We start from the raw sequence: 26,887 nt of genomic DNA on the forward strand, positions 1-26,887 counted from the left end.
TCGATTGATTTACAACACTTGAGGAACGCGATGTTGTTCGGCAAACCCAACTTCCTCACGGAGACTGGTGAGTGCCTCTGTTGGGCATACATCGATGCATTTCAGACAGCCTTTACAGTATTGATAGTCGATCCCGAGGAGCTGCTGCTGCTGGCGTCCGCGTTTATCTTCAGTGGTCTCCCAAACAAAACAATAATCAGGGCAAACATTGTCGCAAGCCGCACAGCTAACACACAAATCTGAATCGAGTACCGGCAGCATTCCAGACCGCGAGCCGCTCAAATCCTTCAGCATACTGTTGCCTTGAGCTGTAATAACGCCACCGGGCAGCTGTGTTAGATAGCCAAGTACGGATTTGGCACGTATGAAAGGCTTGGCTTCGGTACCTTCCGGCACATCATAGGTTTTGAATTTCACTTCATTGTAACCGCGATCAAAGGTACGGATGTTCGGCTCTACCAAGTGCGGGTATTTGTTCTCAAAGGTTCTGCGGATTACCTTACGCATCGCTTCCGGATCCAGGAAGTCACAGATACGGAACATAGCACCAAGCATCGAGGTATTTACCTTGGTTTTCTCTTCAACGGCTATCCCCATCGCATCTACTAATGCAATCGTGCCGTATTCAAGCTTCAGGTCTGCGCGAACCTCATCGAAGTCACGTGAGGTGTTAACCAGTACAACTCCATCCGGCTGCATGCCGCTTACCACGTTAACTGTCTTGTACAGGGCTTCATGAAAAACCGCAACCAGATGGGGCTCTTCAATCGGACTGTGGTCCCTGATCTCCACTTCGGGATCACAGAAGCGGACAAAGGTTTTGATGGGGGTGCCTTTTTTCTCCGAGCCGTAGGACGAGAAGTTCGCTGCATTGAAGCCAAGCTCAATAGCACCTGTCTCGGCGAGCATTTTACCTGCAAGGTTGGCACCAAGTCCGCCGATGGATTCAAGACGGATTTCGTAAAAACCTAGCGCATTCTTTTTTGGCAAAGTTGACATTAAATCTCCTCCTTAGAACGTGAAAGTATTCACTTACATTATTAAGAATGATGTTCACAGCATTAGCTTTTATCTGGTGTGCGAATGAAGCTGCAGTGATCCCCTCTACTGAGTTCAATCTTAAATCCAGCGGCTGCGATTCTCATTTCAATACAGTTCCTGCAATGTGAAGCTTCGTCACCCGTGCAAATCTTGTTCTCATACAAGGCATATTTCTCGCGAACCTTCAGCGGTGACAGAATAGGCATAACAACATTGCCTCCTGCCAAAAGCGCCTTCTCCCTGCCTTCTCTATCCAGAGTTCCCATTGCCGTGGTAGCAGGCATAAGAGCATCTGGAACGAGCAATCTTGCCATGGCAATCATCACGAGCGTGTCCTCAACAGTTCCACCTTGAGCATCTTTAAGCGGTGTTGCGCTATGCGGGATGAATGGACCTATGCCTATCATTTGCGGATGAAGTTCTTTCAGAAATAGCAGATCCTCTGCAAGATGCTCGTAGGTCTGACCCGGAAGTCCAACCATAAAACCGGCTCCAACCTGGTAGCCAATCTCCTTGAGAGTCCGCAGACAGTTCAAGCGGTTATCATACGACATCCCTGGATGCAAAGACTCGTAAAGCGAGCGTGAGGCTGCCTCATGCCTTAGCAAGTATCGGTCAGTCCCTGCATCAAAAAGCGCACGATAAAATGCTTCGCTTCGTTCTCCAATGGACAAGGTAATTGCTGCATCAGGATACTGATCCTTCATGCTCGTGACTAAGCGGATCATCCGTTCTTCCGTGAAGTAAAAATCCTCTCCACTCTGTAAGACAAACGAACGGTATCCCAGACGATAGCCCTCTGCCGCACACTCCAGAATTTCCTCCTCGGTCAGCCGGTAACGACTAGCCCTAGAGTTGGACCTGCGCAGGCCGCAATATAGGCAATCCTGTTTACAGAAGTTTGAAAATTCTATTAAGCCTCGCAAAAAAACGCTTTCATTATAGTGTTTCTTTCTAGTTTGTGCCGCTAGAATGTACAAGCGATGCTTGAAATCAGGAGTTAGATTCTTAAGGAAATACATAATTTCTTCCTTAGTCAGCTCATTCTGCTCAACTAATTTGCCGAGCAATACCTCCATCAGGGCGTATTCCTCCATTCCCTATGCTGGCTATTTGGTGAATTACCTTTCTCTCAATCTTCTGTCAATCGAACAGGTTGGAATAAACAATGAATTACTAATGATTATGCTGCATATGAGGGTTACATGCCGGGTGTGATTTGCACATTTCTGCTTTTTGTATAATTCTAAAAAGCTCTTCCATAAGGAACTGCAAAACCAACAGCGTATGTTTGTACTAGAGGGGGTTGATGAGGAATAGATCGAAAATTTATAATCTGCTTTTATTATATTTTGTGACTACTGACTCTGTATGTGAGAACTGTCATTCGCAACAAAAAAATCCGACAAAAACAGCGGGCCCCCATAACCGGAAACCCGCTGTTTATGCTTCGGGAAGGCCGTAGGCTACCCTGAAGACAGTTATATTGATCCCTTGATATTAGGCTTCGCCTACCGCGATCTCCAGACCCGGCTTCTCATACTCCACACTTCCCGCTGGCTGTAAACCAGGCTTACAGCTCTCCAGCCCCTCTGACGCCACTTCTTCGTCCAGCTGCGAATGATACAGACCGGAATATCGCCCCTCTGCAGCAAGCAGCTCCTCATGTCTGCCCCGCTCTACAATCTCCCCGTTCTCCATCACCAGAATGATGTCAGCATTCTGAATGGTTGTGAGGCGGTGGGCAATGACAAGTGTTGTCTTATCCTTCATCAGCTTCCGGATCGCCTGCTGGACCATTTTCTCCGATTCGTTATCGAGCGCAGCCGTAGCTTCATCCAGCAGCAGAATCGGCGCATTCTTCAGCATCGCTCTGGCAATGGACAGGCGCTGTTTCTGCCCGCCGGACAATCTGGAGCCATGCTCCCCAATATCCGTGTGAATGCCGTCCGGCAATTCCATTACGAACTCATAAGCATTCGCCTGCCGCAGCGCTTCAATAATCGCTTCTTCCGTTGCCTCCGGCTTGCCGCTCTCGATATTGTCACGGATGCTTCCGTATACAGCCCCGACTCCTGCGGTACATAGGCAAAATAACTTCTCAGCTGTTCCAGCGGCATCCCGCCAATCGGCTGGCCATTGATTGAAATTTCGCCTTCATCCGGTTTGTAGAAACCGAGCAGCAGCTTGAACAGTGTGGATTTACCGCCGCCGCTCGGGCCAACCACCGCCATCTGTTTCCCTTGCGTCAGCTCCAGACTTACCTTGTTTAGACTCAGCTTCTCACTCTCCGGATATCCGAATGACAGATCTGAGAGCTGCAATACCCTGAAATCGGGCTGCTCCACCAGCTGGTGAGGAAGTGCATCAACCTCAACAGGAGCATCCATTACTTCAAAAATCCGCTGCGCCGCACCCAGCGACTGCTGCATGGAAGCAACCAGCCCCGGCAGTACCGAGAACGGCCCTACCAGATAATTCATCAGTTGAATGAAGGCAATCATCGCTCCGACCTCAAGCCTTCCGTTGGCCACGAACCATCCGGCAATGACCAGCGCCAGGAGAAAGGTAAGGTTACCCAGCACAGCGGAAAGAGCCCCCGTTGCCCCTTCGATTCTCGCCTTTTTCTTCTCTCCGGAGGCAATGCTCTCACTGTATCCCACATATTGCTTCTGCAGTCTTCGCTCCATTGAGAAGGCCTTGAACACCATGCTGCTGCCCAGAATATCATTCAGGAAAGCCGTCGTTTTGCTCATACTCTCCTGCACCCGTACACTGTTGGCACGCATCGCATTACCAAATACTTTGCCGGTCAGGAACAACAGCGGTCCTACGGACAGACAGATCAGTGCAAGCAGCCAATTAATATAGATCAGATAGGCGAAGGATGCCACCGCCAGCAGCGGATTGCGCAGCAGGTCCATCATGACCTGTCCGCAGGCTTCACCGACCGATTGATTGTCATTCGTGAACCGGGACAAGAGATCGCCCGAATGATTTCGGTCAAAATACGACTGCGGCAAGGCCAGCGTATGTCCCATCATATCCTGCCGCAGCTCATTTCTGATTTTGGCTGATATATTGGTTTTGAGATACATACTGAGAAACGTATTAATTCCGGCAACAGCCAAGAATATAACCCCGAACCAGGCTAGACCTTCGAAGGCCTCCACATCCAGACGGACCGCAGCATCTGTAATCCGGGCCAGAAACCAGGCCATCGTGAGATCAAGTACGATACTGAACAGGGTAACGAGCAGCAATATGGTATAAGTCAGCTTATGCCTCAGCATGTATGTACTTAATCTGGCGAAAGCACCCTTCTTCTTCACATCATCATCTCCCTTTAAAATTCTGTACCACGCACCTTAGCATATACCTTGCTGTCGTGGAGCTCCCCGTCCGTCTCGCGGGTGCTTTTGCGCAGAATGCCGTCCAGTGTGAACCCTGCACGCTCGGCGACAGCGGCACTCCGCTTATTCCGCGCACTGCAGCGGATTTCAATCCGGTTAGCCCCAAGCTCACGGATAGCAAAATCCGTAATCCCGTTCACCGCTTCCGTAATATATCCGTTGCCTGCGCACGAGCTTCTGATCCAGTATCCCGTCTCGAAGCAGCGGACCTCCCAGTCAATGTGATGCAGGCCAATGTTGCCGATGAACTTCCCTTCCGCTTTGCTGTAGATCTGCATATTCAGCGTAGAGCGTTTCAGATACGCTACCCGCGACTCCCGGACAAATCGCTCGGTCTCTTCCACCGCAGGCATGCTTCGGGCAAAGGGCATCCACGGCTGCAATTCCTTCAGGCTCTCCCCGATGGCCTCATTCATCTCAGCACCGTCCCCCGGCTGCGCAGCCCGGACAAGCAGGCGCTCGGTTTCAAAGCTCTCCGGGATATCCAGCAGAATCGGAACCATATTCTCACTCATTCAATTTCACCCTCCACGATAATCGATTTAATGAAATTACAAGCGAAACGGCTACGCCGTCCTTTGGATGACGGCATCTGTCTCAGCGAGAAAGCTAAGGATATTTGTAGGCGGGAAGCATATAAATCCTTATCTTTTAAAATATTCCATTAGAATATCGTTATTATAGTGCGTCCTACTCTTCTTGAAAATAAAGAAATATACACATTAGTTGCATAAAAATGCCAGACCCCTCTATTCATTCTTAACTCTATTGCCTATTATGACTTCAGTTTACAGAACTGGAGGACTCTTCCCCAGCGTCGGCAGACGGAATCAGAGATCGGTCTTGAGACTGAAACTGACGGGGTATCTCTTGGAGGGACGCTGAGAGTACGGGTCAATACAGGTTTACTTCTTTTATCCGGTGTGATAATTTGATATGAAAAGCTAGAAGGGAAGAGGAAGAAGATGGCGAAGGTTGAAAGCTTCCAATTGGATCATACGAAGGTAAAAGCCCCTTATGTGCGGATTGCCGGTACGGAGAAGAATGCGAAGGGCAGTACGATTCAGAAATATGACTTGCGCTTCCTGCAGCCGAATACAGACGCATTGCCTACTGCCGCTGTCCATACGCTGGAGCATTTGCTGGCCACCTATTTGCGGGATGAGCTGGAGGGCATTATCGATATCTCTCCGATGGGCTGCCGGACCGGCTTCTATCTGATTATCTGGGATGAGCATAATCCTGCTGACGTCGCTGCCGCGCTAACCAAGGTTCTTCATAAAGTACTGGATACAGAGGTTGTTCCTGCGGTCTCTGCACTGGAATGCGGCAACTATAAGGACCATTCCTTATTCAGCGCTAAGGAGTACGCCCGGATTGTGCTGGATGCCGGAATCAGCGATGATCCCTTCAGAGGCTAGAACGAAAGGAAGCTGCTGCCGTGCATCCGTACTCATTATATAAAGTCGATTTCAATTTGCGGAGGTAGCGTAAGAACGAACGTTGAGAGGTGTCGCGAATGTTTACGTCCTCCCACGACTACCTCATGTTCATCATACCCGTTCACACGCCCCCGCCTGTCATCTTCCCATCTGTTATCACCAGGACATAGCTGCCGAAAAAAATAGCATTATCCAGCTCAAAATCATGCTGCAGAGTTCTCATATTCATGTTCACCCGCGCTCACTCCATATCTGCTTAAATGTGCAATTTTTCATTCTCCAGGTTAAATTGACAGGTTCAAGACTACAAGTTCAATATACGCCATGTAATAGGACTACATTATGTCATATTAAGCCGGGGGCAGATTCACAAGCAGCTTTCACCGCAGGCTTCTCCTGTCCATTCTGTAATTGTAACATGACATATTGCCGTCTACTTAAGAGTGCTATATTGGTAAAAGAAAGCAGGGGATGAAACATGAATATTCAAGAAGCAGCTCTGCGCTCCGCTCAAATCAGACAGCTTTATCATCAATTGGAGCGGCAGCATCATGGTAAAGAGTGGACTGTAGAAGAGGATGCGCTTGCTTTTCTGACGGATGCCGGATTGGTGGGCCGTCTGACGATGTCCCAGCAGGGGCGCTGGCTGGCTCAAGGGGATACTGTAACCGAACTCGAGCATAAGCTTGGGGAATGTGCGTGGTGGTTGATGGTTCTTGCTGAACGGATGAATATCGACTTCGCCTCAGCACTGGAAACCTTCTTATCCAAAACTGAGAAGCTGCTTGGACAAGAATAACAGGTTGTATGTAAAGAAGCTCCGGGGCATCCGGAGCTTCTTTACATACAGGCAGGATTGTCCATGCTGAAATCACAAGCTGCTCCGGCTGATTAGGGTTTCTCCCGATACAGCGGAAGCCTCATCCCGGTAATGGCAAGCGTTACTTTTTCCGGCAAAATATATTCCTTCTCCAGATTCACGTCATGCGACATATGCGTGTATACCGCACGGCGCGGCTGCACAATGTTCAGCAGCTCTGCCGCTTCTGTCATATCGTATACAGACCGGGTGGACAGCTCCGCTGCCTCGTAGTAGAAGCTGGTCCCCAGCACCAGCAGATCTGCTCCGTGCATAGGCTTCGTTTCGTCCGGCCCCAGAGAAATGGAGTCCGGGCAGTAGACCCAGACATAATCCTCCTTCTCCAGCCGGTAGGCGTACGAGTATCCGTTCTTGCCATGATTGACCCGCCACGTACTGATCCTCCAGCCGTCCAGTGAAATGCCGTCATCGCAGGGAATCATGTCGATGTGTCCGGCAAGCCACGGGTATTGACGCTGAATGACGGGAATCACTTCCGCCGGAGCGTAGAGTTCACCCCGGTAGCCCATCCAGCGGCAGCTGTCCGCCCATTCCGGCAGTCCGCCGATATGGTCGAAGTGGGCATGGGTCACCAGCAGTCTGCGCATGCCGCGGTGCCCCAGCAGCTCCATCTGCCGCCGCCAATCCGGCCCGCAGTCAATCATCAGAAAATTGCTGCCATTATCTATCAGAACAGAAGAACGCAGCCTGTTATTGCGCCCACTTGTTCTTGCTTCCGTACAGGTGTCACAGTCGCAATAGACCCGGGGTACGCCCATGGCATCCCCTGTTCCCGCAAAAACCAATGTATCCATAAGCCAGCCCTCCCTCACATTACACAATGTATCAACCTGTTTATTATAAAACAGCAGGCTCCGCTTTGCATCTTGCATCCCGCTTCTTACTTCCCCTCCGCCCGTAACACGTGGACAGACAAAGAGCCGTCCTGCACCGCATAACGGCCGCAGAACAGCTCTCCTAGTCACTCAGACTTCACAGTATGCGGAATCACCGGCTCCCGATCTCCTTCAGTCTACATCAGTATCCATCCTTGTCTGACCTTCTATTACCATCCCTTTTTCTCCGCCTAAATCCCCGCCAGCACCTGATACCAGATCCCGCGTTTAGAATACAAGGTTGTACGGACTTCATTCCAGCCGCCAAGATAGTTAATGTCGAACAGTCCCGCAGGAACCGGATACTGGCTCTCATGCTCCGCATAGACCTGCTCGTTCACCGGACGGAAGCCGAATTTGGCGAAGACCTCCTGTGCCTCCGGTGTGGTCAGATAATCCACCAGTGCCTCTGACGCCTCTCGGGTGCCATGCTCATCCGCATATTTGTCCACCACTGCAGCGGGGTTCTCGATCAGGATTGTATTCTGCGGGATGATCACCTCATACTTTACCCCTTGGGCTATCCGTGCCAGCAGCTCATTCTCATAAGTGACGATTACATCGCCTACCCCGTATTCGAAGGCCGCCATCGAAGCGCGTCCGCTTTTATCCAGAGACTCTACGTTGGCGTGTATGCTCTCGAGAAAAGCTTTCGCGGCAGCAGGGTCTTTCGCCCCCTTCTGCTCCTCAGACAGCTTCAGACCCGCCCCATAGATCGCATTGATGTCCCACTGCGCACCGCCGGAGGTCTTCGGATTCGGATAGAGCACCTTCACGCCCGGCTTCGCCAGATCGGCAAAATCATGAATGCCCTTAGGGTTGCCTTCCCGTGTACCCAGGGCCACAACCGAACGTGTGACCATTCCGGCCTCGCCGCGTCCCTTCCAGCTCTTCTCCACTAGGCCCGCTTTGACCAGCTTCTCAACATCGCCTTCCATCGCCAGCAGAGTGACATCCGCCTCGAATCCGCCGGCAATCGCCCGCGCCTGGGTTCCGGAAGCCTCATAGGACTCCTGGAATACAATTTTTTGGCCGGTCTTGGCCTGCCATTCCTCCGCGAACAAGGGCAGAATTTCGCCCATCGCATCCTTCGCTACGCTGTACGCACCGACCACCAGGGTCAAGTCCCCCTGCTGCGCAGCAGCAGTTGAACCTTCCTGCTCATTTCCGCAGCCGGCGGCGGTCAGTGTGAGCACCGCCAGCATTAAGACAGCCAGCCAGCCGTGCAGTTGTCTGCTCCTTCTGAAAAGCCTCATACCGGCGACACATCCCACATCTTATATTTTTAATTACATACGGGTTATATTTATTAAATAAATACAGGCATCGGGTCTTCCTTCAGCCCGTTCTCCTGAATCCAGCTCCGCTCATCATTAAACAGGTAGGCGCGGTGCACAAGCACAGAAATTTGCTGACCGGGAATCAGCGTCTCCTTCTCCAGTGACCGGTACGTTACCAGCTTATGTCCGTTCACCTCAACCTCCACCAGCCATTCGCTGCCGCGGAAATGCAGATGCTTCACAATGCCCTGCTCGGTGGCCGAAGCCATTTTGAATTCATGCAGATGGCCCACCTCGATATACTCGGGACGGATCAGCGCCTTGGTCAATTTTCCGCCGCCTGCCCCTTTGAAGCCCTTCAGCTCGGAAGCACTTTCGATCAGCGTCGATTCCCCGATAAAGGTCGCCACGAACGGTGTCTTCGGCTCCTTGTAGATATCCCACGGCGTACCCTTTTGCTCCAGGCGGCCCTGGTTGATGATCATAATCTCATCCGCCACCTCAATCGCTTCATCCTGGTCATGGGTAACGAAGATCGAGGTTATACCGACACGTTCAATCAGCTCCCGCAGCCAGGAACGCAGCTCTTGGCGGATCTTGGCATCAATCGCCGCGAACGGCTCATCCAGCAGCAGCAGCTGCGGCTCAGGCGCGAGCGCCCGGGCAAAAGCCACACGCTGGCGCTGACCGCCGGACAGCTGATGCGGATACCGCTTCTCGAAGCCCTTCAGCCCGGTAAGCTCCACCAGCTCGGCCACGCGGTCACGGATGGTATCTTTCGAAGTTTTTTTGACCTTCAGCCCGAAAGCAATATTCTCAAACACCGTCATGTGCTTGAACAGTGCATAGTTCTGGAACACGAAGCCGATCTCACGCTCCTGGGGCGGCAGGTTATTCACAGTTTTGCCGTGGAAAATAATCTCCCCGCTGTCCGGTGTCTCAAGGCCGGCCAGCATACGCAGGATGGAGGTTTTGCCGCCTCCGCTCGGGCCGAGCAGTCCGATCAGATGACCTTTGGTAATCCCGAAATTGACGTCCTTCACGGCATGGAAATCTCCAAAATGCTTATTCAGTCCCCGGACCTCTACATGCATAACTAGTGCACACCCTTTCTTCTCTTGCTCCATTCCATCAACAGCAGCAGACCTGCGGAGAATGCGGCCAGCACCAGCGCTATACCGCCTGCAGCCGTAACATTGAAATTCTCGACATCCTGATAGACCAGCGTGGTCGCAGTCTGCGTTTTGTTCATAATATTGCCGGACACAACGAGCACCGCACCGAATTCACCAAGCGAACGGGCCACCGTCAGAATCACCCCATAGATCACTGCCCAACGGATCGAAGGCCAGGTAACTTTCCAGAAGGTCGTCCAGCCATACGCACCAAGCGTCGAAGCCGCTTCCTCCTGCTGGGAGCCAATCTCCTGCAGCACCGGCATCACCTCACGCACCATCAGGGGGAAGGTCACGAACAATGTGGCAATCACCATTCCGGGAAAAGCATACACGATCTTCACTCCGATTTGTTCAAACAGCGCTCCGAGCGCACTGTCCGGACCCAGCAGCAGAACGATCATCAGACCGCCGATCACCGGCGATACCGCATATGGCAGGTCAACGATGCTGTTCAGCAGGCTTTTCAGGCGCCGTCCCAGCCAATTTGCACGTACCAGATACAAGGCCATCATGATGCCAAACAGCGTATTCAGCAGCGTCACTACAACCACCACAAACCCCGTCATCATCAGCGCGTGCAGTGCCTCCGGGCGGGTCAGGGCATTCCAGAAGCCGCCCCAGCCTTCGCTGAAGGCACCGATTGTCATTTTACCCAGCGGCGCGGCAATCAGCAGGAAGAATACGAGATACGTCAGTATAATCCAGAGTCTTCTCATGATCTTCTCCCCCGCATCTGCAGCAGACTAATCAGCCAGAGAATCAGAAAGGACAAGGTCAGGAGAATGATCGAGACCGCTGCGGCCCCCACCGGATTATCACTCTCAACTTCGCCGAAAATAAATACCGAAGACACCAGCGTCCGCCCCGGAATATTGCCCGCCACCAGCACAACCGCTCCGAATTCAGCGAGCGCCCGGGAGAAGGCCAGCATCCCCCCGCCAATCATACCCGGTGACATCGACGGCAGAATGACCTGCAGGAAGACCCGGCTGGGCTTAGCCCCCATCGTATACGCCGCCTCTTCTTCAGAAGCGTCCAGCTCCTCCAGCAGTGGCTGCACCGCCCGGATCACGAAGGGAAAAGTGACGAAGACCATAGCAATGACAATCGCCGGCTGGTGAAAAACAATCTCGAACCCCAGTGACTCCGCCAAACCGCCGATCAGGCTTCCCGGACCCAACAGCAGCAGAATCATTAGGCCTCCTACGGCAGTAGGCAGAGCAAACGGGAGATCAACGAGACTGTTCAGCAGCGCTTTACCGGGAAATTTATAGCGTATAAGTACCCAGGCAATCATCGTCCCCAGCAGCACGTTAATGAGTGTGGCGATCACCGCCAGCTTAAGCGTTAATATGACCGACTTCCAGGCAATCGGATCCATAATACTCTCGACAAAACTGCCAATACCGAGCGAGAATGAATTGTAATAGACACCGAGTATTGGCAGCACGATCAGCACTACAAAATAAAGTAAAATAGTTGTACGGAATCCCCAGGTCCAGCCTTTGTGTCTAATTAACGAATTCAATGGTTAAGCCTCCCACCTCCGGCTATCCGGTCGGTATACTCGTCTTTAAAGCTGTAATTATTCCTATTAATATACTTGGTTTAAAGTTATCACTACTTTACCAAACACCGGTTGCTGCCGTCAATTACTTTCGTAGCTTTTGGGTTAAAGTATATATATCAATCATTTTGCCTATGTAAGAGAGGGGAGTTTATTATGCTTCATACTATGGAGATCAGTACCAGCAAACGGGATGAGTTACGGGATATCACCCGCGAGGTCCAGTCTTATGTGAAGAAAAGCGCAGTGCGAAGCGGAATTATTGTAGTGTATTGTCCGCACACCACCGCGGGGATTGCGATTAACGAGAACGCCGACCCGGATGTGAAACATGATGTGCTGATGCGTCTGGATGAAGTCTATCCGTGGGAACATCCGAAATACCGCCACGCCGAGGGTAATACCGCTTCCCATCTGAAGTCAATCACAGCAGGCCCTTCCCAAACCATTATCATTCACGACGGAGCATTGCTGCTGGGCCGCTGGCAGGGGATCTATTTCTGTGAGTTCGATGGTCCAAGACACCGGCAATGTTATCTGAAAATCATCGGGGGTTAGTCCAGTCTTATGATGCTTATAGAAAAGCAGCTTCGCCGGTTCCTGCGGAGCTGCTCACTATATTATTTATAGCTTCTATAACACTTTCGCCAATCAATGTTATACCAATGCAACGCTCTAAAGTACGGATTGTTAAAAAAAACAGTTATTATAAACTGCGGCTTAGTACTTTGACATGCGTAAGTGCGGCTTGCTTCACATCTTCGAACAGCACCTTATCTTGAATATAATAGGAGATAAATCCGTGAGCAGACAAGAACAGCGTCAGCGGTACACTTTGCCAGTCTTCCGAGACATATCCCTCTTCCTTCATATGACGGCGGACAATACCTGCAAACAACTCGAAACATCGGCCCTGTTCTGCTCTACAATAAGCAAGCAGCTCTTCATCGCGGATCATGAACATGATCTCATACTGGTACGGATGATCCAGCCCGAAACGGATGAACTCCATGATCAGCTGTTCAACACGGGTCATTCCCTCTTCAGGGGGCATGCTCATTGCCTGATTCAGCAGTGTAGCCACATGATTGAAATCCTCGACTACGATTGCGTAGAATAATTCAGCTTTCTCTTTGAAGTGATAATAGAGAGAACCGTGACTATAACCCAGATGCTGGCCGATGCTGCGCATCGAAATGGCCCGGTACCCTTTGGTTATAAAAAGATGCCTCGCCGCCTCCAGTATCCTCTCCCTCGACAATTCCTGCTCCACTGCTCTTCTTGCCATAAATTTATTCCCCTTCGCTGTAGTAAAGCCGCCGCCCTTCCGTAACCTGGGCTTGCGCCCCGGTAAGATCGGTTATCCATGCGATAAATGCGTCACCTTCATCATTGCGCGGAAGACATAGCAGCGTAACTTTATCCGTAAATAAAGTTTCACCAGTCTGGATGCCTCTGCCCCGCAGCGCGTTCTCCACCTTGCCCAGCCAGGTGTATTCGATTTCCACGAACACCTCCCGCCTCAGCACACGGGTGATCACCTCTCCGGCTTCAAGTGCCAGCACTGCACCGTCTGTATAGGCCCGAATCAGTCCGCCTGCTCCCAGCATAATGCCTCCGAAATAACGGGTAACTACAATAGCGACATTTTTAACCTTTTGGCTGCGGATTACTTCCAAAATCGGCTTCCCGGCCGTTCCACTCGGTTCACCGTCATCCGACTGTCTTTGGATCTCATCCCTCTCACCAATCATATAAGCAGAACAGTTATGTGTAGCGTTCCAGTGCTGCTTCTTGATGTCATCAATGAATTGCATCGCTTCTTCTTCGCTCTCCACCGGCATTACATGTCCGATGAAACGTGATTTACGGATTACGACTTCCCGTGAACCGGAAGCACGTACCGTCCTGTATTGTTCCAGCATTTGTTGTCCATTCCTTAATCTACATATGATAACTTGATATATATTAGGAGCAGCCCAGGTAATGGTTACCTATGGACTGCTCCCTGATGACTTACCTTAGTATGAATGATCCGTATTTATGTTGTGAACTACTCAGTTAGTCTGGCTTCCAGCTCTGCCTTTTCTTTCTCATAGCCCGGTTTACCCAGCAATGCGAACATATTCTTCTTGTAAGCCTCAACGCCCGGCTGATCGAACGGATTCACACCCAGCAGGTATCCGCTGATGCCGCAGGCTTTCTCGAAGAAGTAGACCAGATAGCCGAAAGTATAAGGAGTCTGGTCAGGAATAGTGACGATCAGGTTCGGCACTTGGCCGTCTGTGTGCGCCAGCATGGTTCCCTGGAAGGCCTTCTTATTCACGAAGTCCATTGTCTTGCCTGTCAGGAAATTCAGTCCGTCCAGATCATCCGGATCAGACTCGATCGATACATGGTGCTGTACCTGTTCTACCTGGATAACCGTTTCAAAGATATTGCGGTTACCCTCCTGAATGAATTGACCCATGGAGTGCAGGTCTGTAGAGAAGTCAACGGAGGAAGGATAGATTCCTTTGTAATCCTTGCCTTCGCTTTCGCCGTAGAGCTGCTTCCACCATTCAGATACAAAGTGCAGGGACGGCTCGTAGTTCACGAGGATTTCTGTAGTCTTGCCTTTGCGGTAAAGTGCGTTACGCACTGCCGCATATTGATAGCTCTGGTTCGTAGCTACATCCGGATTGTTGAACTCATCCGCTGCAGCTGCGGCCCCTTGCATCATTTCTTCAATGTTGATTCCGGCTACAGCGATTGGCAGAAGGCCAACTGGTGTCAGTACGGAATAACGTCCGCCAACATCATCAGGAATAATGAACGACTCGTAGCCTTCTTCATTAGCCAGCTTCTTGAGTGCGCCCTTCTCCTTGTCTGTAGTTGCGTAGATACGTTTGCGGGCTTCTTCCTTGCCGTATTTCTTCTCTAGTGCCGCACGGAAGATACGGAAGGCAATTGCCGGTTCAGTAGTCGTACCGGATTTGGAAATTACGTTCACGGAGAAGTCTTTGCCTTCTACCAGATCAAGCAAATGCGTGATGTAGGTGGAGCTGATGTTGTTGCCGGCAAAATAAACTTCCGGAGTCTTGCGCTTATCCTTGGACAGGTTATTGTAGAACGAATGAGAAAGCGCCTCAATAGCTGCGCGTGCTCCCAGGTAAGAACCGCCGATACCGATAACGATCAGTACATCGGAATCACTTTGAATTTTCTTGGCAGCCTGCTGAATACGGGCGAATTCATCTTTGTCGTACGCTGTAGGGAGATCAATCCAGCCCAGGTAATCGGAGCCTGCTCCGCTCTTGTTATGCAGCTGTTCGTGGGCCAGTTTCACCGGAGCGGCGAAATAGTCAATCTCAGTCTGGCTGAAGAAGGAAAGGGCTTTGGTGTAGTCAAAATTAATCTTCTTGGACATCGGTAATGGTAGCCTCCTGTTTATCTCTTTAGATTTGACACCGTTTGTTGCAACATTATTATCTAGGATACTTTAATTTGCCTTGACTGGCAAGGTCTTAAGGCATATCCCCGGCTTTGGAACCATGTTTATGAAAGTTTCATGGAAGCGTTTGCTGTCCGGAACCGGAAACCTGTCTGTGGAACATGCCAGGACCATCTGATAGAATGTAGACAAACTTAGTTTCTATATTATGATCTCAAAGAGCAAAGGTGGAAATGAAATGAAACAGATCGGCTTTATCGGACTCGGAACGATGGGAGCGCCTATGGCGTCTAACCTGCTGCGCAGCGGCTTTGAGGTTACGGTGTACAACCGCACAGCAGAGAAATGCAGACCTCTGGAGCAGGAAGGCGCGAAGGTTGCCGCAACTCCGCAGGCTGCGGCTGAAGGCAAGAATGTTATTATCACCATGATCAGTAATGATGATTCGATCCGGGAAGTATTCTACGGTGATAACGGTATTCTGGCTACCCTTCAACCGGGAACCACCGTTGTGGATTCCAGCACCATCTCGCCCGGGCTTGCGAAGGAAATTGCCGCAGCCGTGGAAGAACGGGGCGGCAGCTTCCTCGATGCTCCGGTAACTGGCAGCAAACCTGCGGCTATCGAAGGCACACTGGTCTTCATGGTTGGCGGCAGCGCCGCTGTGATTGAAGAGCACCGTGATATCTTCGACTCCATGGGCAGACTGCTGCTGCATATGGGTGCTAACGGCAGCGGTGCCGTAGCCAAGCTCGCTCACAATGCCATGGTCGGCATTCATAATGTCGCACTCGCCGAAGGCTTCTCCATTGCCGTGAAATCAGGTGTTCCCGCAGATAAGTTCCTCGAGCTGGTGAAGAACGGATCGGCAGGTAGCAAGCAGGCTGAGCTGAAGGGACAGAAGATTATTGATAATGATTTCAGCAACCAGTTCTCCCTTGCCCTGATGCTCAAGGATCTCAAGCTGGCATCCTCGCTCAGCGATTCCACCGGCGTACCTTCCCCTATGCTTGGTGTCGCCAAAAGTATGTTCCAGGCGGGCTTCAATCACGGCTACGGGGATGAGGACCTGTCTGCTGTGGTGAAATCTTACGAAGACTGGATCGGCCAGAAGATCGGCGGCGCAACCGGCAAGGAATAACAGACTTCCCACTTCAGGCGCAGCCGGATCACAGGCTGCGTCTTTTCTTGTGCAGCATTATGCATAGAACTCTAATTAGGATACTGTAACCAATATAACGGCAGAATTCTCTACAACTGCATAGAATAAAGCCCGGCGGTACAATTACACATCCCTTAGGAGGAATATGAAATGCTATCCATTGAATTAGCCCAACCGCAAGATTCTTCAGCATTGGCTGATGTACAGAAAAGAACATTCGATGAAGATGCACGGCGTTATCAGAACAAAGAAGAAGACGGGCCTCCCGGCTACGATTCCGTGACCTGGCAGGCAGAGCAGATGAACAAGAGCCATTATTATAAATTCCTGAAAGGCAGACAGATTATCGGCGGAATGATTATCATCCCGGTAAGTGAAGAGGAGTGCCATTTGGGCCGGATCTTCATCGATCCGCTGTATCAGAATCAGGGCCTCGGGCATGAGGCATTTCATTTCCTGTATGCAAGCTATCCTGCGGCGAAGAAATGGACACTGGATACACCTTCCTGGGCAGTCCGGAATCATTACTTCTATCAGAAGCACGGATTCGTCCGGACTGGAGAAATTCAGGACATTGAGAACAATGAGAGCATCTGGGAGTATGAGCGGATTACCGCGGAATGAGCCCTTAACTGGCGCGGTTTACTCTGGTCAGCCATTCTCGGGTCATCATCCCGAACAGCTCCTCCTGCTCCAGCTGCAGATGTTCGTCAGGTATCAACACTTCGATCATTTTCTTCACTGCCTGGAGCAGCCCTCTCCGGCCTCCTCATAGTTAAAGCTTATGTATACATTCACAAACATACGTTCTTATATTAAGATAGCAAATTCCCGATTATATGGCAAGCATTAACAACTGGTTTCATCAAATCTTTCAGTTCTTATAAGAAAACGCAAAAATACCGGTGATTCTCATCACCGGTACGTTAAAGGTTGTATTTGAGATACATATACAAAAAAACATCTAATTTCCTTGTGTTAACTATAAAATTAATGTAGCACAGAAATGTCAACATAACAAGCATTTTTGTGGAAAACGAAGGAAATAAATGAATCCCCCCCTCGGACTGGAAGCAAAGGATCAAGGAGGTACTTTGCGCTGATGTCTTCCTATTCCCCTGTAATGATATGATCTTCTCCACGAAGGAGGCGACTAGGATGCAAATCAGACTCAGAGATATCCGCAAAAGCTTTAAAGTCTATAAACGGCCCGAAGGAAAATGGGGGCTGCTGAAAGGAGCCTTTATGAGGAATGTGACACAGGTAGAGGCACTCGGCGGAATCGGTTTTGACATTGCTGAAGGCGAGCTGGTGGGTTACATCGGCCCTAACGGTGCAGGTAAATCCACCTCCGTCAAGGTGATGAGCGGTATCCTGACGCCGGACAGCGGAGAATGCACCATTTTAGGCAAAGTTCCCTGGAAGCACCGCGTAGATCATGTATCCAAGATCGGCGTTGTCTTCGGCCAGCGCTCTCAGCTTTGGTGGGATGTACCTGTGGCTGATTCCTTTGATGTGCTGAAGGATATTTATGCGATTCCCCCCGGAGACTACAGGCTGAGACTTTCGGAGTTAACAGCAACTCTTGGTGTGGAAACACTATTAAGGATACCGGTGAGACAACTATCGCTGGGGCAGCGGATGCGTTGTGAACTGGTGGCGGCGCTACTGCACCGGCCGAGAATTCTGTTTCTGGATGAGCCAACCATAGGACTCGATGCGGTATCGAAGCTCGCACTGCGCAATTTTTTAAAGGCAGAGAACCGCCAGCACGGGGTTACGATGCTGCTGACCACTCACGACATGGATGACATTGAGGCCTTATGCGAGCGGGTCATGGTGATCGGGCACGGCCAACTGCTCTATGACGGAAAACTCGCCGGTCTACAAGAGAAATATGCGCCTGAGGTCGTTATGAAGGTCAACACAGATGCGATGATTGCTGCCATGTACAATGATTTGGCTTTGACTTAAGCCCGTTTGGCGGGACCCGTGTCTCTAAGCTCATCAATCAGGAGGTGCAAGATGAATTTCAGAAATACATGCCGGGCCTGTGGCTCCCTCTTCCGGATCAGAATGGCCGAGGGGCTCCAATACCGCATATCAGCACTATCAGGCATGATGGTCGGCGTGTTCTGGGCGCTTATGGAATGTGTGCTGTTCACCGTGTTCTATACATACAGCGAGAACGGCTCTTGGAACAATAACGGGCTGAGTCTTCCGCAAACGATATCTTATGTGTGGCTGGCCCAGGGGCTGTTTGTGCTGCAGAGTATGAGCATCGACAGTGAGATTTTGGGCAAAATCAACAACGGCGACGTCGGGATCGAGTTATGCCGGCCAATGAACCTGTATACCCACTGGTTTGTCAAAAGCTCTGCCGGCAAGCTCGGCACCTCTTGGATTCGGGGCCTGTCCACCGTGTTTGTGGGTCTTCTGATGCCTGCAGGATATGCACTGGGTGGGCCAGCCTCAATAACTGCACTGTTCTGTTTTCTTCTCTCGGTAGTCATGGCGTTTGTGCTTTGCTCGGCCTTTGCCATGCTTGTGACCGCTATCCGTTTAAACATTACTTGGGGGGACGGGCCGACCTATATGCTTTTACTAGTGAGCAGTATCTTGTCCGGCACCTATCTCCCCCTGCGGCTCTGGCCTGAATTCATGCAGACCTTCCTGTACCTTCAGCCGTTTGGAGGGTTCGCAGATATCCCGTTGCAGTTGTATGTAGGAACCATGGCTCCGTCCGCCGCGCTGCCCGGCATAGGGCTTCAGTTCTTCTGGAGCATGCTCTTCATTGCGGCGGGCCGGATCATAATGAAACGTAGACTGAACAGCATTATCGTCCAGGGAGGGTGAGACAAACGAATGATTGCTGAAGGTAAAATCTATTTCAAATATTTACGGATGCATCTGCTGTCCGGCATGGAATATAAGGGCTGGTGGCTAATGCTGATTCAGGTACTAACCGTTGTGGTCTCTGATCCCATTGCCACCGTCCTGCTGTTCTCCCGCTTTGGCAATATCGGTGAATGGACCGTTGCCCATATCATCCTCGTGTACTCACTGGCTGTAGCTTCCTTCGGACTCGCCGAGAGCCTCTGCCGCGGCTTTGATTATTTCCCGTGGCATCTGCTGCGCTCCGGAGATTTCGACCGGCTGCTGCTCCGTCCACGTTCTCTGTTCGTCCAGGTTGCCGCCTCCAGATTCCATCTGCACCGGCTGGTCCGGCCTGTCACCGGAATCTGTGCGGCAGGTTGGGCGCTCGGGGAGCTGGGCGTCTCCCTGACGCCGGGCAGGCTCGGAATTCTGGCGCTGGCGCTGACAGGAGGCTGCTTGATGTACTGCGGAGTATTCGTTCTGACCTCAGGGCTTGCTTTCTTCACTATTAAAGGTCTCGACTGGATTTATCTGCTGACCAATGCAAGCTACCAGATTACCCGCTGCCCGGAGCCATACATGCCACGGGCACTGAAATCGGTGTTTAGCTTTGTGTTGCCGATGCTGTTCATCAGCTTCTATCCGGCAGCTACAGTATGCGGCTGGGACTATCCTAAGTGGCTCGGCTTCCTCTCACTTCCCGCCGGAGCTGCCTTCCTCGGACTCTCTCTGCTGATCTGGCGCATAGGTGTGAGGCATTACAAAAGCACGGGGAGCTGATTCCCGTTTATTTCATCTATTATTGATTTGTGGAACAAACAAAAATATCCCGGCAGCTTAGGCTGCCGGGATATTTCATTCTGATAATTAATTACACAATCGGGTAAGAACAGCAATAATCAGTTAATGCGAAGACTTCCAGCGCAAACTTGGAGTTGCCGGGAACATGGAACGTTTCTGTTCCGTCGATGTCCTTCCACACGTCAGTACCGGGAAGCAGTACTTTAAGGTTGCCGGAGAGGATTTCCATCGTCTCTGGACCTTCTGTGCCGAATTCGTATACTCCAGGCAGCATAATACCGAGTGTCACCTTAGTACCGTCCTCTAAAGTAACTGTACGGCTGGTAACTTTTCCGTCGTAATAGATGTTCGCTGCTTTTTTAATTGTCGCGCCCGTAAACTGACTCATATGCTTATTCTCCCCTTTGTCGTTAGGTCAATCTATTATAGCAGGGCTTTCACGCGGCTGACTACATTTTCCACGGTGAAGCCATACTCTCTGATTACTGTGTCGCCAGGGGCGGAAGCGCCGAAGGTAGTGATCCCCAGAATGTCGCCTTGATCGCCTGTATAACGTTCCCAGCCGAAGGTTTGCGCCATTTCAATCGCCAGACGGGCCTTTACTTCAGGCAGAATTACGGAATCACGGTAAGCCTTGTCCTGTTTCTCAAACAGATCCCAGCTCGGCAAGCTGATTACACGGACATCAATGCCTTCTTCGGCAAGAGCAGCCTGAGCCTTAACAGCCAGCTGTACTTCAGAGCCTGTAGCAATAATCTGTGCCTGCGGGGTACCGTTCTTGGAATCAGAAACTACATAGCCGCCGCGTTTGATGTTATCGCGTACGCCTTCAACAGTTCCTGGCAGGATCGGCAGGTTCTGACGGGTCAGTACCAGTGCTACCGGATTGGACGTGTTCTCCATAGCATAAGCCCAAGCTGCCGAAGTTTCGTTGCCGTCAGCCGGACGAAGCACAGTAAGGCCTGGAATAATGCGCAGGGACGCGAGCTGTTCAATCGGCTCATGGGTAGGACCGTCTTCACCGACAGCGATACTGTCATGTGTAAGCACGTAGGTTACCGGCAGCTTCATGATGGAAGCCAGGCGGACAGCCGGACGCAGGTAATCTGTGAATACGAAGAACGTACCGCCGAATACTTTGAGCCCGCTGTGCAGCGCAATCCCGTTCATGGCCGCAGCCATACCGAATTCGCGGACGCCGAAGTAGATATTACGGCCGTCATACGATTCAGAAGTGAACTGGGACAGACCGTTCAAGTGAGTCATTGTCGAACTCTCAAGGTCAGCGGAACCCCCAACCAGCTGCGGGATACCGGCAGTCAGACCGTTCAGTGCACTACCGGAAGCTACACGCGTGGACACTGCTTTGTCTTCTGCTTTGTAGAATGGAAGATTGGCATCCCAGCCTGCTGGAAGCTCACCACTAAGTGCAGTTTCGAGCTGTGCAGCAAGCTCAGGGTAAGCTTGTTTGTAAGCTGCAAATTTCTCATCCCATGCTTTGTTAGCCGCGATTCCTTTAGCCTTCACTTCAGCAAAGCTGGCGCGCACTTCGTCCGGAACAAAGAAATCTTCTTCATATACCCATTTGTAGAAGTCCTTCGTAAGCTTCGCCTCATCGGCACCCAGCGGGGAGCCGTGAGTACCGCCGTGGCCGCCTTTACCTTGTTTATTCGGGCTGCCGTAGCCGATAACGGTCTTCACTTCGATCAGCGTCGGTTTGCTGCTGTCTGCTTGAGCTTCAGCAAGAGCCTTACTGAGTGCAGGAAGATCGTTGCCGTCTTCTACGCGCAGAACCTGCCAGCCGTAAGCTTCGAAACGTTTAGCCACATTCTCGGAGAACGCAAGGTTTAGCTTGCCATCGAGGGAAATATCATTGGAATCATACATTACAATCAGTTTGCCCAGCTTCAAATGGCCGGCAAGCGAAGCGGACTCGGAAGAGATCCCTTCCATCAAGTCGCCATCGCCACAGATCGCATACGTATAATGGTCGATTACATTATGTTCGTCTTTATTGTAAGTAGCACCCAGCTGCGCTTCAGCCATCGCCATACCTACAGCCATACCGATACCTTGTCCAAGCGGACCGGTTGTCGCGTCTACACCTGCAGTGTGGCCGAACTCCGGATGTCCCGGTGTCAAGCTGCCCCATTGACGGAACTGCTTCAATTCTTCCATCGGCAGATCATAACCGCTCAGGTGGAGCAAGCTGTAGAGCAGCATGGAGCCATGACCGGCGGACAATACAAACCGGTCACGGTTTACCCAAGTCGGGTGATCCGGGTTATGATTCATCGTCTTGGCGAACAACTGGTATCCCATGGGTGCAGAACCCATTGGCATGCCTGGATGACCGGAATTTGCTTTTTCAATCGCATCAATAGCAAGGGTACGGATCGTAGTGATGGCCAGGTTGTCCACCGTCGAGTTTTCTTCTTTATGAATGGCTTGATCTTTTTTTGCTTGTTCAGTCATTAAAATAATCCTCCTCAAATCAAGAATGTCATTTTGACTATTATTGTATCACGTAAGTGGAAGCATTTCCAATTGTTTTTGCTACAGCTTATAGTTAGCGGCTTCTGCCGGGTCTATGCACTCTACCGCCAGCTTTACAGAGTTTCAGGAGGGTTTGGGAGGATGCAAGCCGCGAATGGAGGGACTTAGCCTTAAGTCTAGTTTCTATCTAAGACTAAAGTTTGTTTTACAAAGCTGATTTATACAGTAAGATGGAAGTACCTCAGCAATACTTTTTACCGGATTATCCATTACTTCCAGCAGAAAGGGATTTCGAAGATGACTGCAAATAGAGATATCTATGTTGTGCTTACCGGAACGGGTACGGCCTTCAGCGGAATTATTAAATGGTTCACCAAAGCAGAGCTGAATCATGCTTCGATCGCCTTTGACAGTGAACTGCGCGAGGTCTACAGCTTCGGGAGAAAAAGAGTGCACAATCCATTTATCGCCGGACTGATCCATGAGAACTTTATCCATCCGTTCTACAGCAGTGCAGACTGTGCCATCTACCAGCTTAGAGTCAGTGCCGAAGAGTATGACACCATGTACAATCATGTTCAAGGTATGATGCAGAATCAGGAGCGCTATAAATATCATCTGCTCGGCCTGGTGGGTGTGCTGCTGAATATCCGGATCGACAGGGAGGATGCTTTTTTCTGCTCACAATTTGTAGCCTCTGTATTTGAAGAAACGGCCGTGCATCCGGTGGCCAAGCCCTCCTGCTTCGTAACTCCGGAGGATTTCGCCTCGTCCCTGTGTGCCCACAAGATATTCAGCGGCAAACTTTCCTATTATATGCGCCGTAATAATGGTGTGGCTCTCTTCACATCCAGCTTACATACCACCAGTTCACCCGTTCCGGGGGCGGTTGCCGCACGAATGCTCCGCTTAAACGAAGAACGGACTGAGGGGATCGTCTGAACGATCCCCCTCCGCCCGTAGGATGCTGCGTGATATAGACACGTAAGAACAAGATACCGGTAACGGAGTGACTACGTTCCGTTATTTTACGCGATGACTCTGATAATATTCTGACCAATCCCCCAGGATGGTTACCGTAACCGAATCGACTTTGGTCGTGAATTCATTAGTGGCGGTAAAAGTGAACGTAACCGGACCATCCGGCAACTCTTCAAACGACGGGTCTGCCAATTCGCCTATCCACTTGGTCCTGTCACTTCCGGTCGGACTCAGCTGCGCTGTATACCCTCCGCTCATTGTAACCTGAACGGTATCCGGCAATCCGGTTGCCGTGCCCTGCAGCACGAATTTCTCCCCCGCCCAATAAACAGTATACCCCCGCGGATTCTCCGCATTCCCGCTTTTATTCAAATTGTAAGCCTGACGGTTACTGTTCCACTCCTCTGTGTGCTGGACAGCCCCCTTAATGCTGAGCAGATTGACCATCATATATTTGCGCGGAGACACACTACTCCAGCCGAACCCGTCATACCCCTCAACTTCCACAGCATATTTCTCATTCTCTGCAAACGTGCCGGAAGGAACCTTCCACTGCTTAGCCCCGGATACCTGTTCACCAGACTGGGCCTTTACCGCACCACTTGCCAGATTAACAATGCGTACTTTGAAGCGCTGCTGCACATCGCCGTCTTCATCCTGATAATCCCACTGAATCACAGGGGTGAGTGTACTAACAATGGTCGGACTGGATGGGTTGGTGCTGGTTGGATAAATAATATTCACAGCCGGGATCCGGTTCACGACAGTGATATTCTGCGACAGCTCCCGGTATAACCCCAGAGTATCCGTAACGATTTGCCGCAGCGTAAAGGTTCCGTTTGATGTGAATTGCTTGGTGAAGCTCTCCTGTACGCTGGCCAGCCCTTCCGTCCCGCTTGAAGGCTTCAGAAAATATTGATGTTTAATACTGTCACCCTTCGGGATATCCGCATCGGTTGCAGTGCTGGTAATCTGCAGTACATCCGTCCGGTAAATGGGCACCGCTGCTGCATTGCGGCCCGTATCCGTCATCAGGTTAAAACCGGCATGCGGCGGATTATCGATGATGAAGGCTTTTTCATTGGAGACTTCTGACCAGGAGCCTTTTGAATAAGCCCGGGCGTAGAGGCTGAAAATTGAGAACCGTTCAAAGGTGGGATTAGGCACCTGATATTGCCGCAATCCGCCGGTCGAATCTGTATTCTCGACTGTTTTGGTCAACTGCCCGTCTGTCGCGAAGAACTCCAGCCGGTATTTCTCCTGCGGGTCGTTCTCCGGGTCACTGTAGTTCCACCTAATGAGAGGATCGCCCTGCAGCTCAGCATCCAGAACAGTTGGATTGGTAACTGTACCTGCCGGCGTAGTAAGCGTGATTGCTGGAGCCTGGTTTTCTATGACATCAATCTTCAGCTTAGCCACGTTTGACTTTGCACCGATTTGGTCCACTACCCAATGTTCTATGGTGTAGGCCCCTGTGTCAGGGAAATCTATATTTATATTGGCTGTGCGGTACATTGTTGTAGTTCCATCGCTACTGGTAACCTTCCAGTAGTATTGTAAGCTGCTCGCATCCGACGAGTCTTCATCCGTATCCACACCATAGTAGGTTTTGTTGTCATATTGGTATATAACCGTTGGTCCATTAATCTCAGCCGTTGGAACATGATTCTTGACCGTAAACAAACGGGTAGCATTCGAGCTTAACGAACCATCTGAAGCCGTAAGCCTCATTTCCCATCCCTCAGAAATTGCTTGCTGCTGGGATATGCCATAGTTTGCAATTAAATCACGGATCGTCATCATCGGACTCCGGTTACCGCTGGCATAATAATAGCTGGAGTTATTGATTCGTGCGTTCCAGCCATAACTCAGTCCGTCCCCATCCTCGTCCGGATCGGGCGTCAAATTCTCAATTGAAATTAACGTATCCCGGTACACTTCAGATGGCATATTAAATGCTGCTGCAGGCGGGTGGTTCATGACTTGTACGGTTTGACTGTAAGGTTCTGACCACAGCCCCCGATTATCATGGACCTGTAAGGTTAACTGGTAAGTCCCCACTCCGTAGGCGGCAATATTCGGAGGTGTAGTTGCCCCGCCCCAATGACTCCATACCTGCTGCCACCCGTCCTTAACCACCGTCCAGCTATACACATCAAGTGGATCATTATCAGGGTCAAAAGACTTGTCGGTAACCGCCGTGGCTTTACGGTAAGAAACGATATTCGGCTCTACCGTAAAAAGCGCTACCGGTGGAAGATTACCACCGCCACCTACGGTCCGCACACACCAATCACTCCAGACCCCTGCTCCATTTTCTCCGTCCACATCACGCACACGTAGCCGGATATCATATTGCTCGTTTGTTGGCAGCTGTGCAGGCGGTTGCCCGTCCATCCACATTTCAGATTCGGTTGTTTTATATTGCCATTGCCAATCCATCAACCCCTTGTTATACGCCTTGATATGATCAAGATCGTAGGAGCTATCTGTGATTTGCAGCCATCCTCCCGTTAGCTTCGCACTAAACAGAGCAATTGGCTTCCGGTGTACATGAAACGTCATGGATGATAAATTATCGCGGCTCCATAGCCGGTATTCATCGAACCGATCATCACTTTTTGGATTATCCCGAGCCTGGAAGGTGGCCACATACACCCCGCTGTAGGGGAACGACTGGTACTTTGAATTTCGCCATAGACCACTGTCACCAATGATCCCCATTGAATTGTCAAAAAAGTTCGGGTCATGATCATACCGGTACCTGTCTTGAACCTTCGGGTCCCCTTCATAATCTGTGTAGGTTGTCGTAATGTCCACAGGTGTATTAATTAAGATAAATGACTTATTCCTTAACCTGTAGGATACATTTACATTTAGCGTCCTCTCGTCTTTGAAGTTGTAGGGATCAACGACTTTGACAATAATCGTATGCCGTCCAGGAGGTATCCCGTCTGCCAAAACGTCTATGGGTATGGAAAATGGTTTATTATATAATGCCTGCGGAATGGTTACTTTTTTGTAGAACACATTCGGGATCTCCGCACTGACCACCAAATCGTTATTGTCCACATCGCGTACGTATCCTTCGATGTTCATTCCGCTGAAGCCAGGCTCGTTGATTAGCTGCTGTTCACTCGGAGTCGTTACGGTTAGACTTGGAGCTGAATTGATAATTAACGGCACATCGTAAATATAACGTTGGGCGGCATTCGCCCAACCATTCGTAGGACTGTTATACCAATGACTATCTCTTGCCCATACCATAATATCTAACTTGGTAGGAAGTTCCCGATCCCATGGTACACTCACCTGACTCGTAGGTGGTCCTGATAGACTCAATGTATTATATGTTTGAGTAGCCGGGAACTCATTTACTAACCATTCCCTATAATTAACTGTAGCGCTCTTTGTTGGCGAACTAAAACTTGTGGAAATGCTCGCAAATCTAGTTCTCCAGT

Annotated in this window: 25 protein-coding genes; 9 read left to right on the plus strand and 16 right to left on the minus strand. The window is 50.6% G+C overall.

Annotation, left to right across the window (positions count from 1 at the left end):
• Positions 1-9 precede the first annotated feature (9 nt).
• The 5 genes from MKX70_RS32585 to MKX70_RS32605 form a co-directional block, all read right to left on the minus strand.
• On the minus strand, positions 10-999 hold the full coding sequence (locus MKX70_RS32585) for a 2-oxoacid:acceptor oxidoreductase family protein (protein ID WP_042233285.1): 990 nt from the start codon (positions 997-999) through the stop codon (positions 10-12).
• 62 nt (positions 1,000-1,061) lie between these two features.
• Positions 1,062-2,120, minus strand: coding sequence for a [FeFe] hydrogenase H-cluster radical SAM maturase HydE (gene hydE, locus MKX70_RS32590; protein ID WP_340841575.1), 1,059 nt, complete (start codon positions 2,118-2,120; stop codon positions 1,062-1,064).
• A gap of 421 nt (positions 2,121-2,541) precedes the next feature.
• Positions 2,542-3,003 (minus strand): ATP-binding cassette domain-containing protein, encoded by a 462-nt coding sequence (locus MKX70_RS32595; RefSeq protein ID WP_340841576.1) that lies wholly within the window; start codon positions 3,001-3,003, stop codon positions 2,542-2,544.
• Entirely contained in the window at positions 3,003-4,373 is a 1,371-nt protein-coding gene (locus MKX70_RS32600; RefSeq protein ID WP_340841577.1) for an ABC transporter ATP-binding protein, read from the minus strand. The genes MKX70_RS32595 and MKX70_RS32600 overlap by 1 nt, the downstream gene beginning before the upstream one ends.
• 14 nt (positions 4,374-4,387) lie before the next feature.
• A complete protein-coding gene (locus MKX70_RS32605) occupies positions 4,388-4,969 on the minus strand; it encodes a GNAT family N-acetyltransferase (RefSeq protein ID WP_042233281.1) in 582 nt (193 codons plus the stop codon).
• Between the two features lie 450 nt (positions 4,970-5,419).
• On the opposite strand from MKX70_RS32605, the gene MKX70_RS32610 reads away from it, so the two are divergent.
• Positions 5,420-5,875, plus strand: a complete 456-nt coding sequence (locus tag MKX70_RS32610; protein ID WP_340841578.1) for an S-ribosylhomocysteine lyase — start codon at positions 5,420-5,422, stop codon at positions 5,873-5,875.
• Positions 5,876-6,374: 499 nt separating this feature from the next.
• Positions 6,375-6,695, plus strand: a complete 321-nt coding sequence (locus tag MKX70_RS32615; protein WP_340789680.1) for a MazG-like protein — start codon at positions 6,375-6,377, stop codon at positions 6,693-6,695.
• 92 nt (positions 6,696-6,787) lie between these two features.
• Here the strand turns inward: MKX70_RS32615 and MKX70_RS32620 are convergent, their stop codons facing one another.
• The 5 genes from MKX70_RS32620 to cysT form a co-directional block, all read right to left on the minus strand.
• The gene (locus MKX70_RS32620) at positions 6,788-7,570 is read right to left on the minus strand and encodes an MBL fold metallo-hydrolase (protein ID WP_340789682.1); all 783 of its coding nucleotides are present in this window, start codon (positions 7,568-7,570) and stop codon (positions 6,788-6,790) included.
• Between the two features lie 272 nt (positions 7,571-7,842).
• Complete coding sequence (locus tag MKX70_RS32625) at positions 7,843-8,907, minus strand: sulfate ABC transporter substrate-binding protein (protein WP_340841579.1); 1,065 nt, start codon at positions 8,905-8,907, stop codon at positions 7,843-7,845.
• 53 nt (positions 8,908-8,960) lie between these two features.
• Positions 8,961-10,025 carry a sulfate/molybdate ABC transporter ATP-binding protein gene (locus tag MKX70_RS32630; RefSeq protein ID WP_042233272.1) on the minus strand — a complete coding sequence of 355 codons (1,065 nt, stop codon included), beginning with the start codon at positions 10,023-10,025 and terminating at the stop codon, positions 8,961-8,963.
• Positions 10,026-10,027: 2 nt separating this feature from the next.
• A complete protein-coding gene (locus MKX70_RS32635; protein WP_042233270.1) occupies positions 10,028-10,825 on the minus strand; it encodes a sulfate ABC transporter permease subunit in 798 nt (265 codons plus the stop codon).
• Positions 10,822-11,637, minus strand: a complete 816-nt coding sequence (cysT, locus tag MKX70_RS32640; RefSeq protein WP_340841581.1) for a sulfate ABC transporter permease subunit CysT — start codon at positions 11,635-11,637, stop codon at positions 10,822-10,824. Before cysT ends, MKX70_RS32635 begins: the two co-directional genes overlap by 4 nt.
• A 195-nt stretch (positions 11,638-11,832) precedes the next feature.
• Here cysT and MKX70_RS32645 point away from each other — a divergent pair, with 195 nt between their 5' ends.
• Positions 11,833-12,234: a secondary thiamine-phosphate synthase enzyme YjbQ gene (locus MKX70_RS32645; RefSeq protein WP_042233266.1), complete on the plus strand. Its 402-nt coding sequence runs from the start codon at positions 11,833-11,835 to the stop codon at positions 12,232-12,234.
• 148 nt (positions 12,235-12,382) lie between these two features.
• Here MKX70_RS32645 and MKX70_RS32650 read toward each other — a convergent pair whose 3' ends face one another.
• From MKX70_RS32650 to MKX70_RS32660, 3 genes are all read right to left on the minus strand, one after another.
• The gene (locus MKX70_RS32650; RefSeq protein ID WP_039296452.1) at positions 12,383-12,964 is read right to left on the minus strand and encodes a TetR/AcrR family transcriptional regulator; all 582 of its coding nucleotides are present in this window, start codon (positions 12,962-12,964) and stop codon (positions 12,383-12,385) included.
• 4 nt (positions 12,965-12,968) lie between these two features.
• A complete protein-coding gene (locus MKX70_RS32655) occupies positions 12,969-13,601 on the minus strand; it encodes a YigZ family protein (protein ID WP_042233263.1) in 633 nt (210 codons plus the stop codon).
• A 128-nt stretch (positions 13,602-13,729) separates the two neighbouring features.
• Positions 13,730-15,085, minus strand: a complete 1,356-nt coding sequence (locus MKX70_RS32660) for a glucose-6-phosphate isomerase (RefSeq protein ID WP_042233261.1) — start codon at positions 15,083-15,085, stop codon at positions 13,730-13,732.
• Positions 15,086-15,347: 262 nt separating this feature from the next.
• Here MKX70_RS32660 and MKX70_RS32665 point away from each other — a divergent pair, with 262 nt between their 5' ends.
• The 5 genes from MKX70_RS32665 (at position 15,348) to MKX70_RS32685 (ending at position 19,928) form a co-directional block, all read left to right on the plus strand.
• Positions 15,348-16,250, plus strand: coding sequence for an NAD(P)-dependent oxidoreductase (locus tag MKX70_RS32665; RefSeq protein ID WP_042233259.1), 903 nt, complete (start codon positions 15,348-15,350; stop codon positions 16,248-16,250).
• A gap of 171 nt (positions 16,251-16,421) precedes the next feature.
• Positions 16,422-16,895 (plus strand): GNAT family N-acetyltransferase, encoded by a 474-nt coding sequence (locus MKX70_RS32670; RefSeq protein WP_340841582.1) that lies wholly within the window; start codon positions 16,422-16,424, stop codon positions 16,893-16,895.
• Positions 16,896-17,429: 534 nt separating this feature from the next.
• Positions 17,430-18,245 carry an ABC transporter ATP-binding protein gene (locus MKX70_RS32675; protein WP_340841583.1) on the plus strand — a complete coding sequence of 272 codons (816 nt, stop codon included), beginning with the start codon at positions 17,430-17,432 and terminating at the stop codon, positions 18,243-18,245.
• A gap of 51 nt (positions 18,246-18,296) precedes the next feature.
• A complete protein-coding gene (locus MKX70_RS32680) occupies positions 18,297-19,127 on the plus strand; it encodes an ABC transporter permease (protein ID WP_340841584.1) in 831 nt (276 codons plus the stop codon).
• Positions 19,128-19,136: 9 nt separating this feature from the next.
• Positions 19,137-19,928, plus strand: coding sequence for an ABC transporter permease (locus MKX70_RS32685; RefSeq protein WP_042233251.1), 792 nt, complete (start codon positions 19,137-19,139; stop codon positions 19,926-19,928).
• 91 nt (positions 19,929-20,019) lie between these two features.
• Here the strand turns inward: MKX70_RS32685 and ppnP are convergent, their stop codons facing one another.
• Both ppnP and tkt read right to left on the minus strand, forming a co-directional pair.
• The gene (gene ppnP, locus MKX70_RS32690; protein ID WP_042233249.1) at positions 20,020-20,337 is read right to left on the minus strand and encodes a pyrimidine/purine nucleoside phosphorylase; all 318 of its coding nucleotides are present in this window, start codon (positions 20,335-20,337) and stop codon (positions 20,020-20,022) included.
• A gap of 35 nt (positions 20,338-20,372) precedes the next feature.
• On the minus strand, positions 20,373-22,424 hold the full coding sequence (gene tkt, locus MKX70_RS32695; RefSeq protein WP_042233247.1) for a transketolase: 2,052 nt from the start codon (positions 22,422-22,424) through the stop codon (positions 20,373-20,375).
• A 318-nt stretch (positions 22,425-22,742) separates the two neighbouring features.
• On the opposite strand from tkt, the gene MKX70_RS32700 reads away from it, so the two are divergent.
• Entirely contained in the window at positions 22,743-23,387 is a 645-nt protein-coding gene (locus MKX70_RS32700; RefSeq protein ID WP_197073045.1) for a hypothetical protein, read from the plus strand.
• 81 nt (positions 23,388-23,468) lie between these two features.
• On the opposite strand, the gene MKX70_RS32705 is transcribed toward MKX70_RS32700, so the two are convergent.
• A complete protein-coding gene (locus MKX70_RS32705) occupies positions 23,469-26,738 on the minus strand; it encodes a hypothetical protein (RefSeq protein WP_340841585.1) in 3,270 nt (1,089 codons plus the stop codon).
• Between the last annotated feature and the right edge of the window lie 149 nt (positions 26,739-26,887).

Origin of the sequence: Paenibacillus sp. FSL R7-0312 (genome assembly GCF_038004445.1) — a bacterium.
Taxonomy (GTDB): domain Bacteria; phylum Bacillota; class Bacilli; order Paenibacillales; family Paenibacillaceae; genus Paenibacillus_AQ.

What these genes read in the sequence shown, in the direction of transcription:
- MKX70_RS32585 (WP_042233285.1), bottom strand. Translation starts at nt 999, where the DNA reads ATGTCAACTTTGCCAAAAAAGAATGCGCTAGGTTTTTACGAAATCCGT.
- hydE (WP_340841575.1), bottom strand. Translation starts at nt 2,120, where the DNA reads ATGGAGGTATTGCTCGGCAAATTAGTTGAGCAGAATGAGCTGACTAAG.
- MKX70_RS32595 (WP_340841576.1), bottom strand. Translation starts at nt 3,003, where the DNA reads ATGGAATTGCCGGACGGCATTCACACGGATATTGGGGAGCATGGCTCC.
- MKX70_RS32605 (WP_042233281.1), bottom strand. Translation starts at nt 4,969, where the DNA reads ATGAGTGAGAATATGGTTCCGATTCTGCTGGATATCCCGGAGAGCTTT.
- MKX70_RS32610 (WP_340841578.1), top strand. Translation starts at nt 5,420, where the DNA reads ATGGCGAAGGTTGAAAGCTTCCAATTGGATCATACGAAGGTAAAAGCC.
- MKX70_RS32615 (WP_340789680.1), top strand. Translation starts at nt 6,375, where the DNA reads ATGAATATTCAAGAAGCAGCTCTGCGCTCCGCTCAAATCAGACAGCTT.
- MKX70_RS32620 (WP_340789682.1), bottom strand. Translation starts at nt 7,570, where the DNA reads ATGGATACATTGGTTTTTGCGGGAACAGGGGATGCCATGGGCGTACCC.
- MKX70_RS32625 (WP_340841579.1), bottom strand. Translation starts at nt 8,907, where the DNA reads ATGAGGCTTTTCAGAAGGAGCAGACAACTGCACGGCTGGCTGGCTGTC.
- MKX70_RS32630 (WP_042233272.1), bottom strand. Translation starts at nt 10,025, where the DNA reads ATGCATGTAGAGGTCCGGGGACTGAATAAGCATTTTGGAGATTTCCAT.
- MKX70_RS32635 (WP_042233270.1), bottom strand. Translation starts at nt 10,825, where the DNA reads ATGAGAAGACTCTGGATTATACTGACGTATCTCGTATTCTTCCTGCTG.
- MKX70_RS32645 (WP_042233266.1), top strand. Translation starts at nt 11,833, where the DNA reads ATGCTTCATACTATGGAGATCAGTACCAGCAAACGGGATGAGTTACGG.
- MKX70_RS32650 (WP_039296452.1), bottom strand. Translation starts at nt 12,964, where the DNA reads ATGGCAAGAAGAGCAGTGGAGCAGGAATTGTCGAGGGAGAGGATACTG.
- MKX70_RS32655 (WP_042233263.1), bottom strand. Translation starts at nt 13,601, where the DNA reads ATGCTGGAACAATACAGGACGGTACGTGCTTCCGGTTCACGGGAAGTC.
- MKX70_RS32660 (WP_042233261.1), bottom strand. Translation starts at nt 15,085, where the DNA reads ATGTCCAAGAAGATTAATTTTGACTACACCAAAGCCCTTTCCTTCTTC.
- MKX70_RS32665 (WP_042233259.1), top strand. Translation starts at nt 15,348, where the DNA reads ATGAAACAGATCGGCTTTATCGGACTCGGAACGATGGGAGCGCCTATG.
- MKX70_RS32670 (WP_340841582.1), top strand. Translation starts at nt 16,422, where the DNA reads ATGCTATCCATTGAATTAGCCCAACCGCAAGATTCTTCAGCATTGGCT.
- MKX70_RS32675 (WP_340841583.1), top strand. Translation starts at nt 17,430, where the DNA reads ATGCAAATCAGACTCAGAGATATCCGCAAAAGCTTTAAAGTCTATAAA.
- MKX70_RS32680 (WP_340841584.1), top strand. Translation starts at nt 18,297, where the DNA reads ATGAATTTCAGAAATACATGCCGGGCCTGTGGCTCCCTCTTCCGGATC.
- MKX70_RS32685 (WP_042233251.1), top strand. Translation starts at nt 19,137, where the DNA reads ATGATTGCTGAAGGTAAAATCTATTTCAAATATTTACGGATGCATCTG.
- ppnP (WP_042233249.1), bottom strand. Translation starts at nt 20,337, where the DNA reads ATGAGTCAGTTTACGGGCGCGACAATTAAAAAAGCAGCGAACATCTAT.
- tkt (WP_042233247.1), bottom strand. Translation starts at nt 22,424, where the DNA reads ATGACTGAACAAGCAAAAAAAGATCAAGCCATTCATAAAGAAGAAAAC.
- MKX70_RS32700 (WP_197073045.1), top strand. Translation starts at nt 22,743, where the DNA reads ATGACTGCAAATAGAGATATCTATGTTGTGCTTACCGGAACGGGTACG.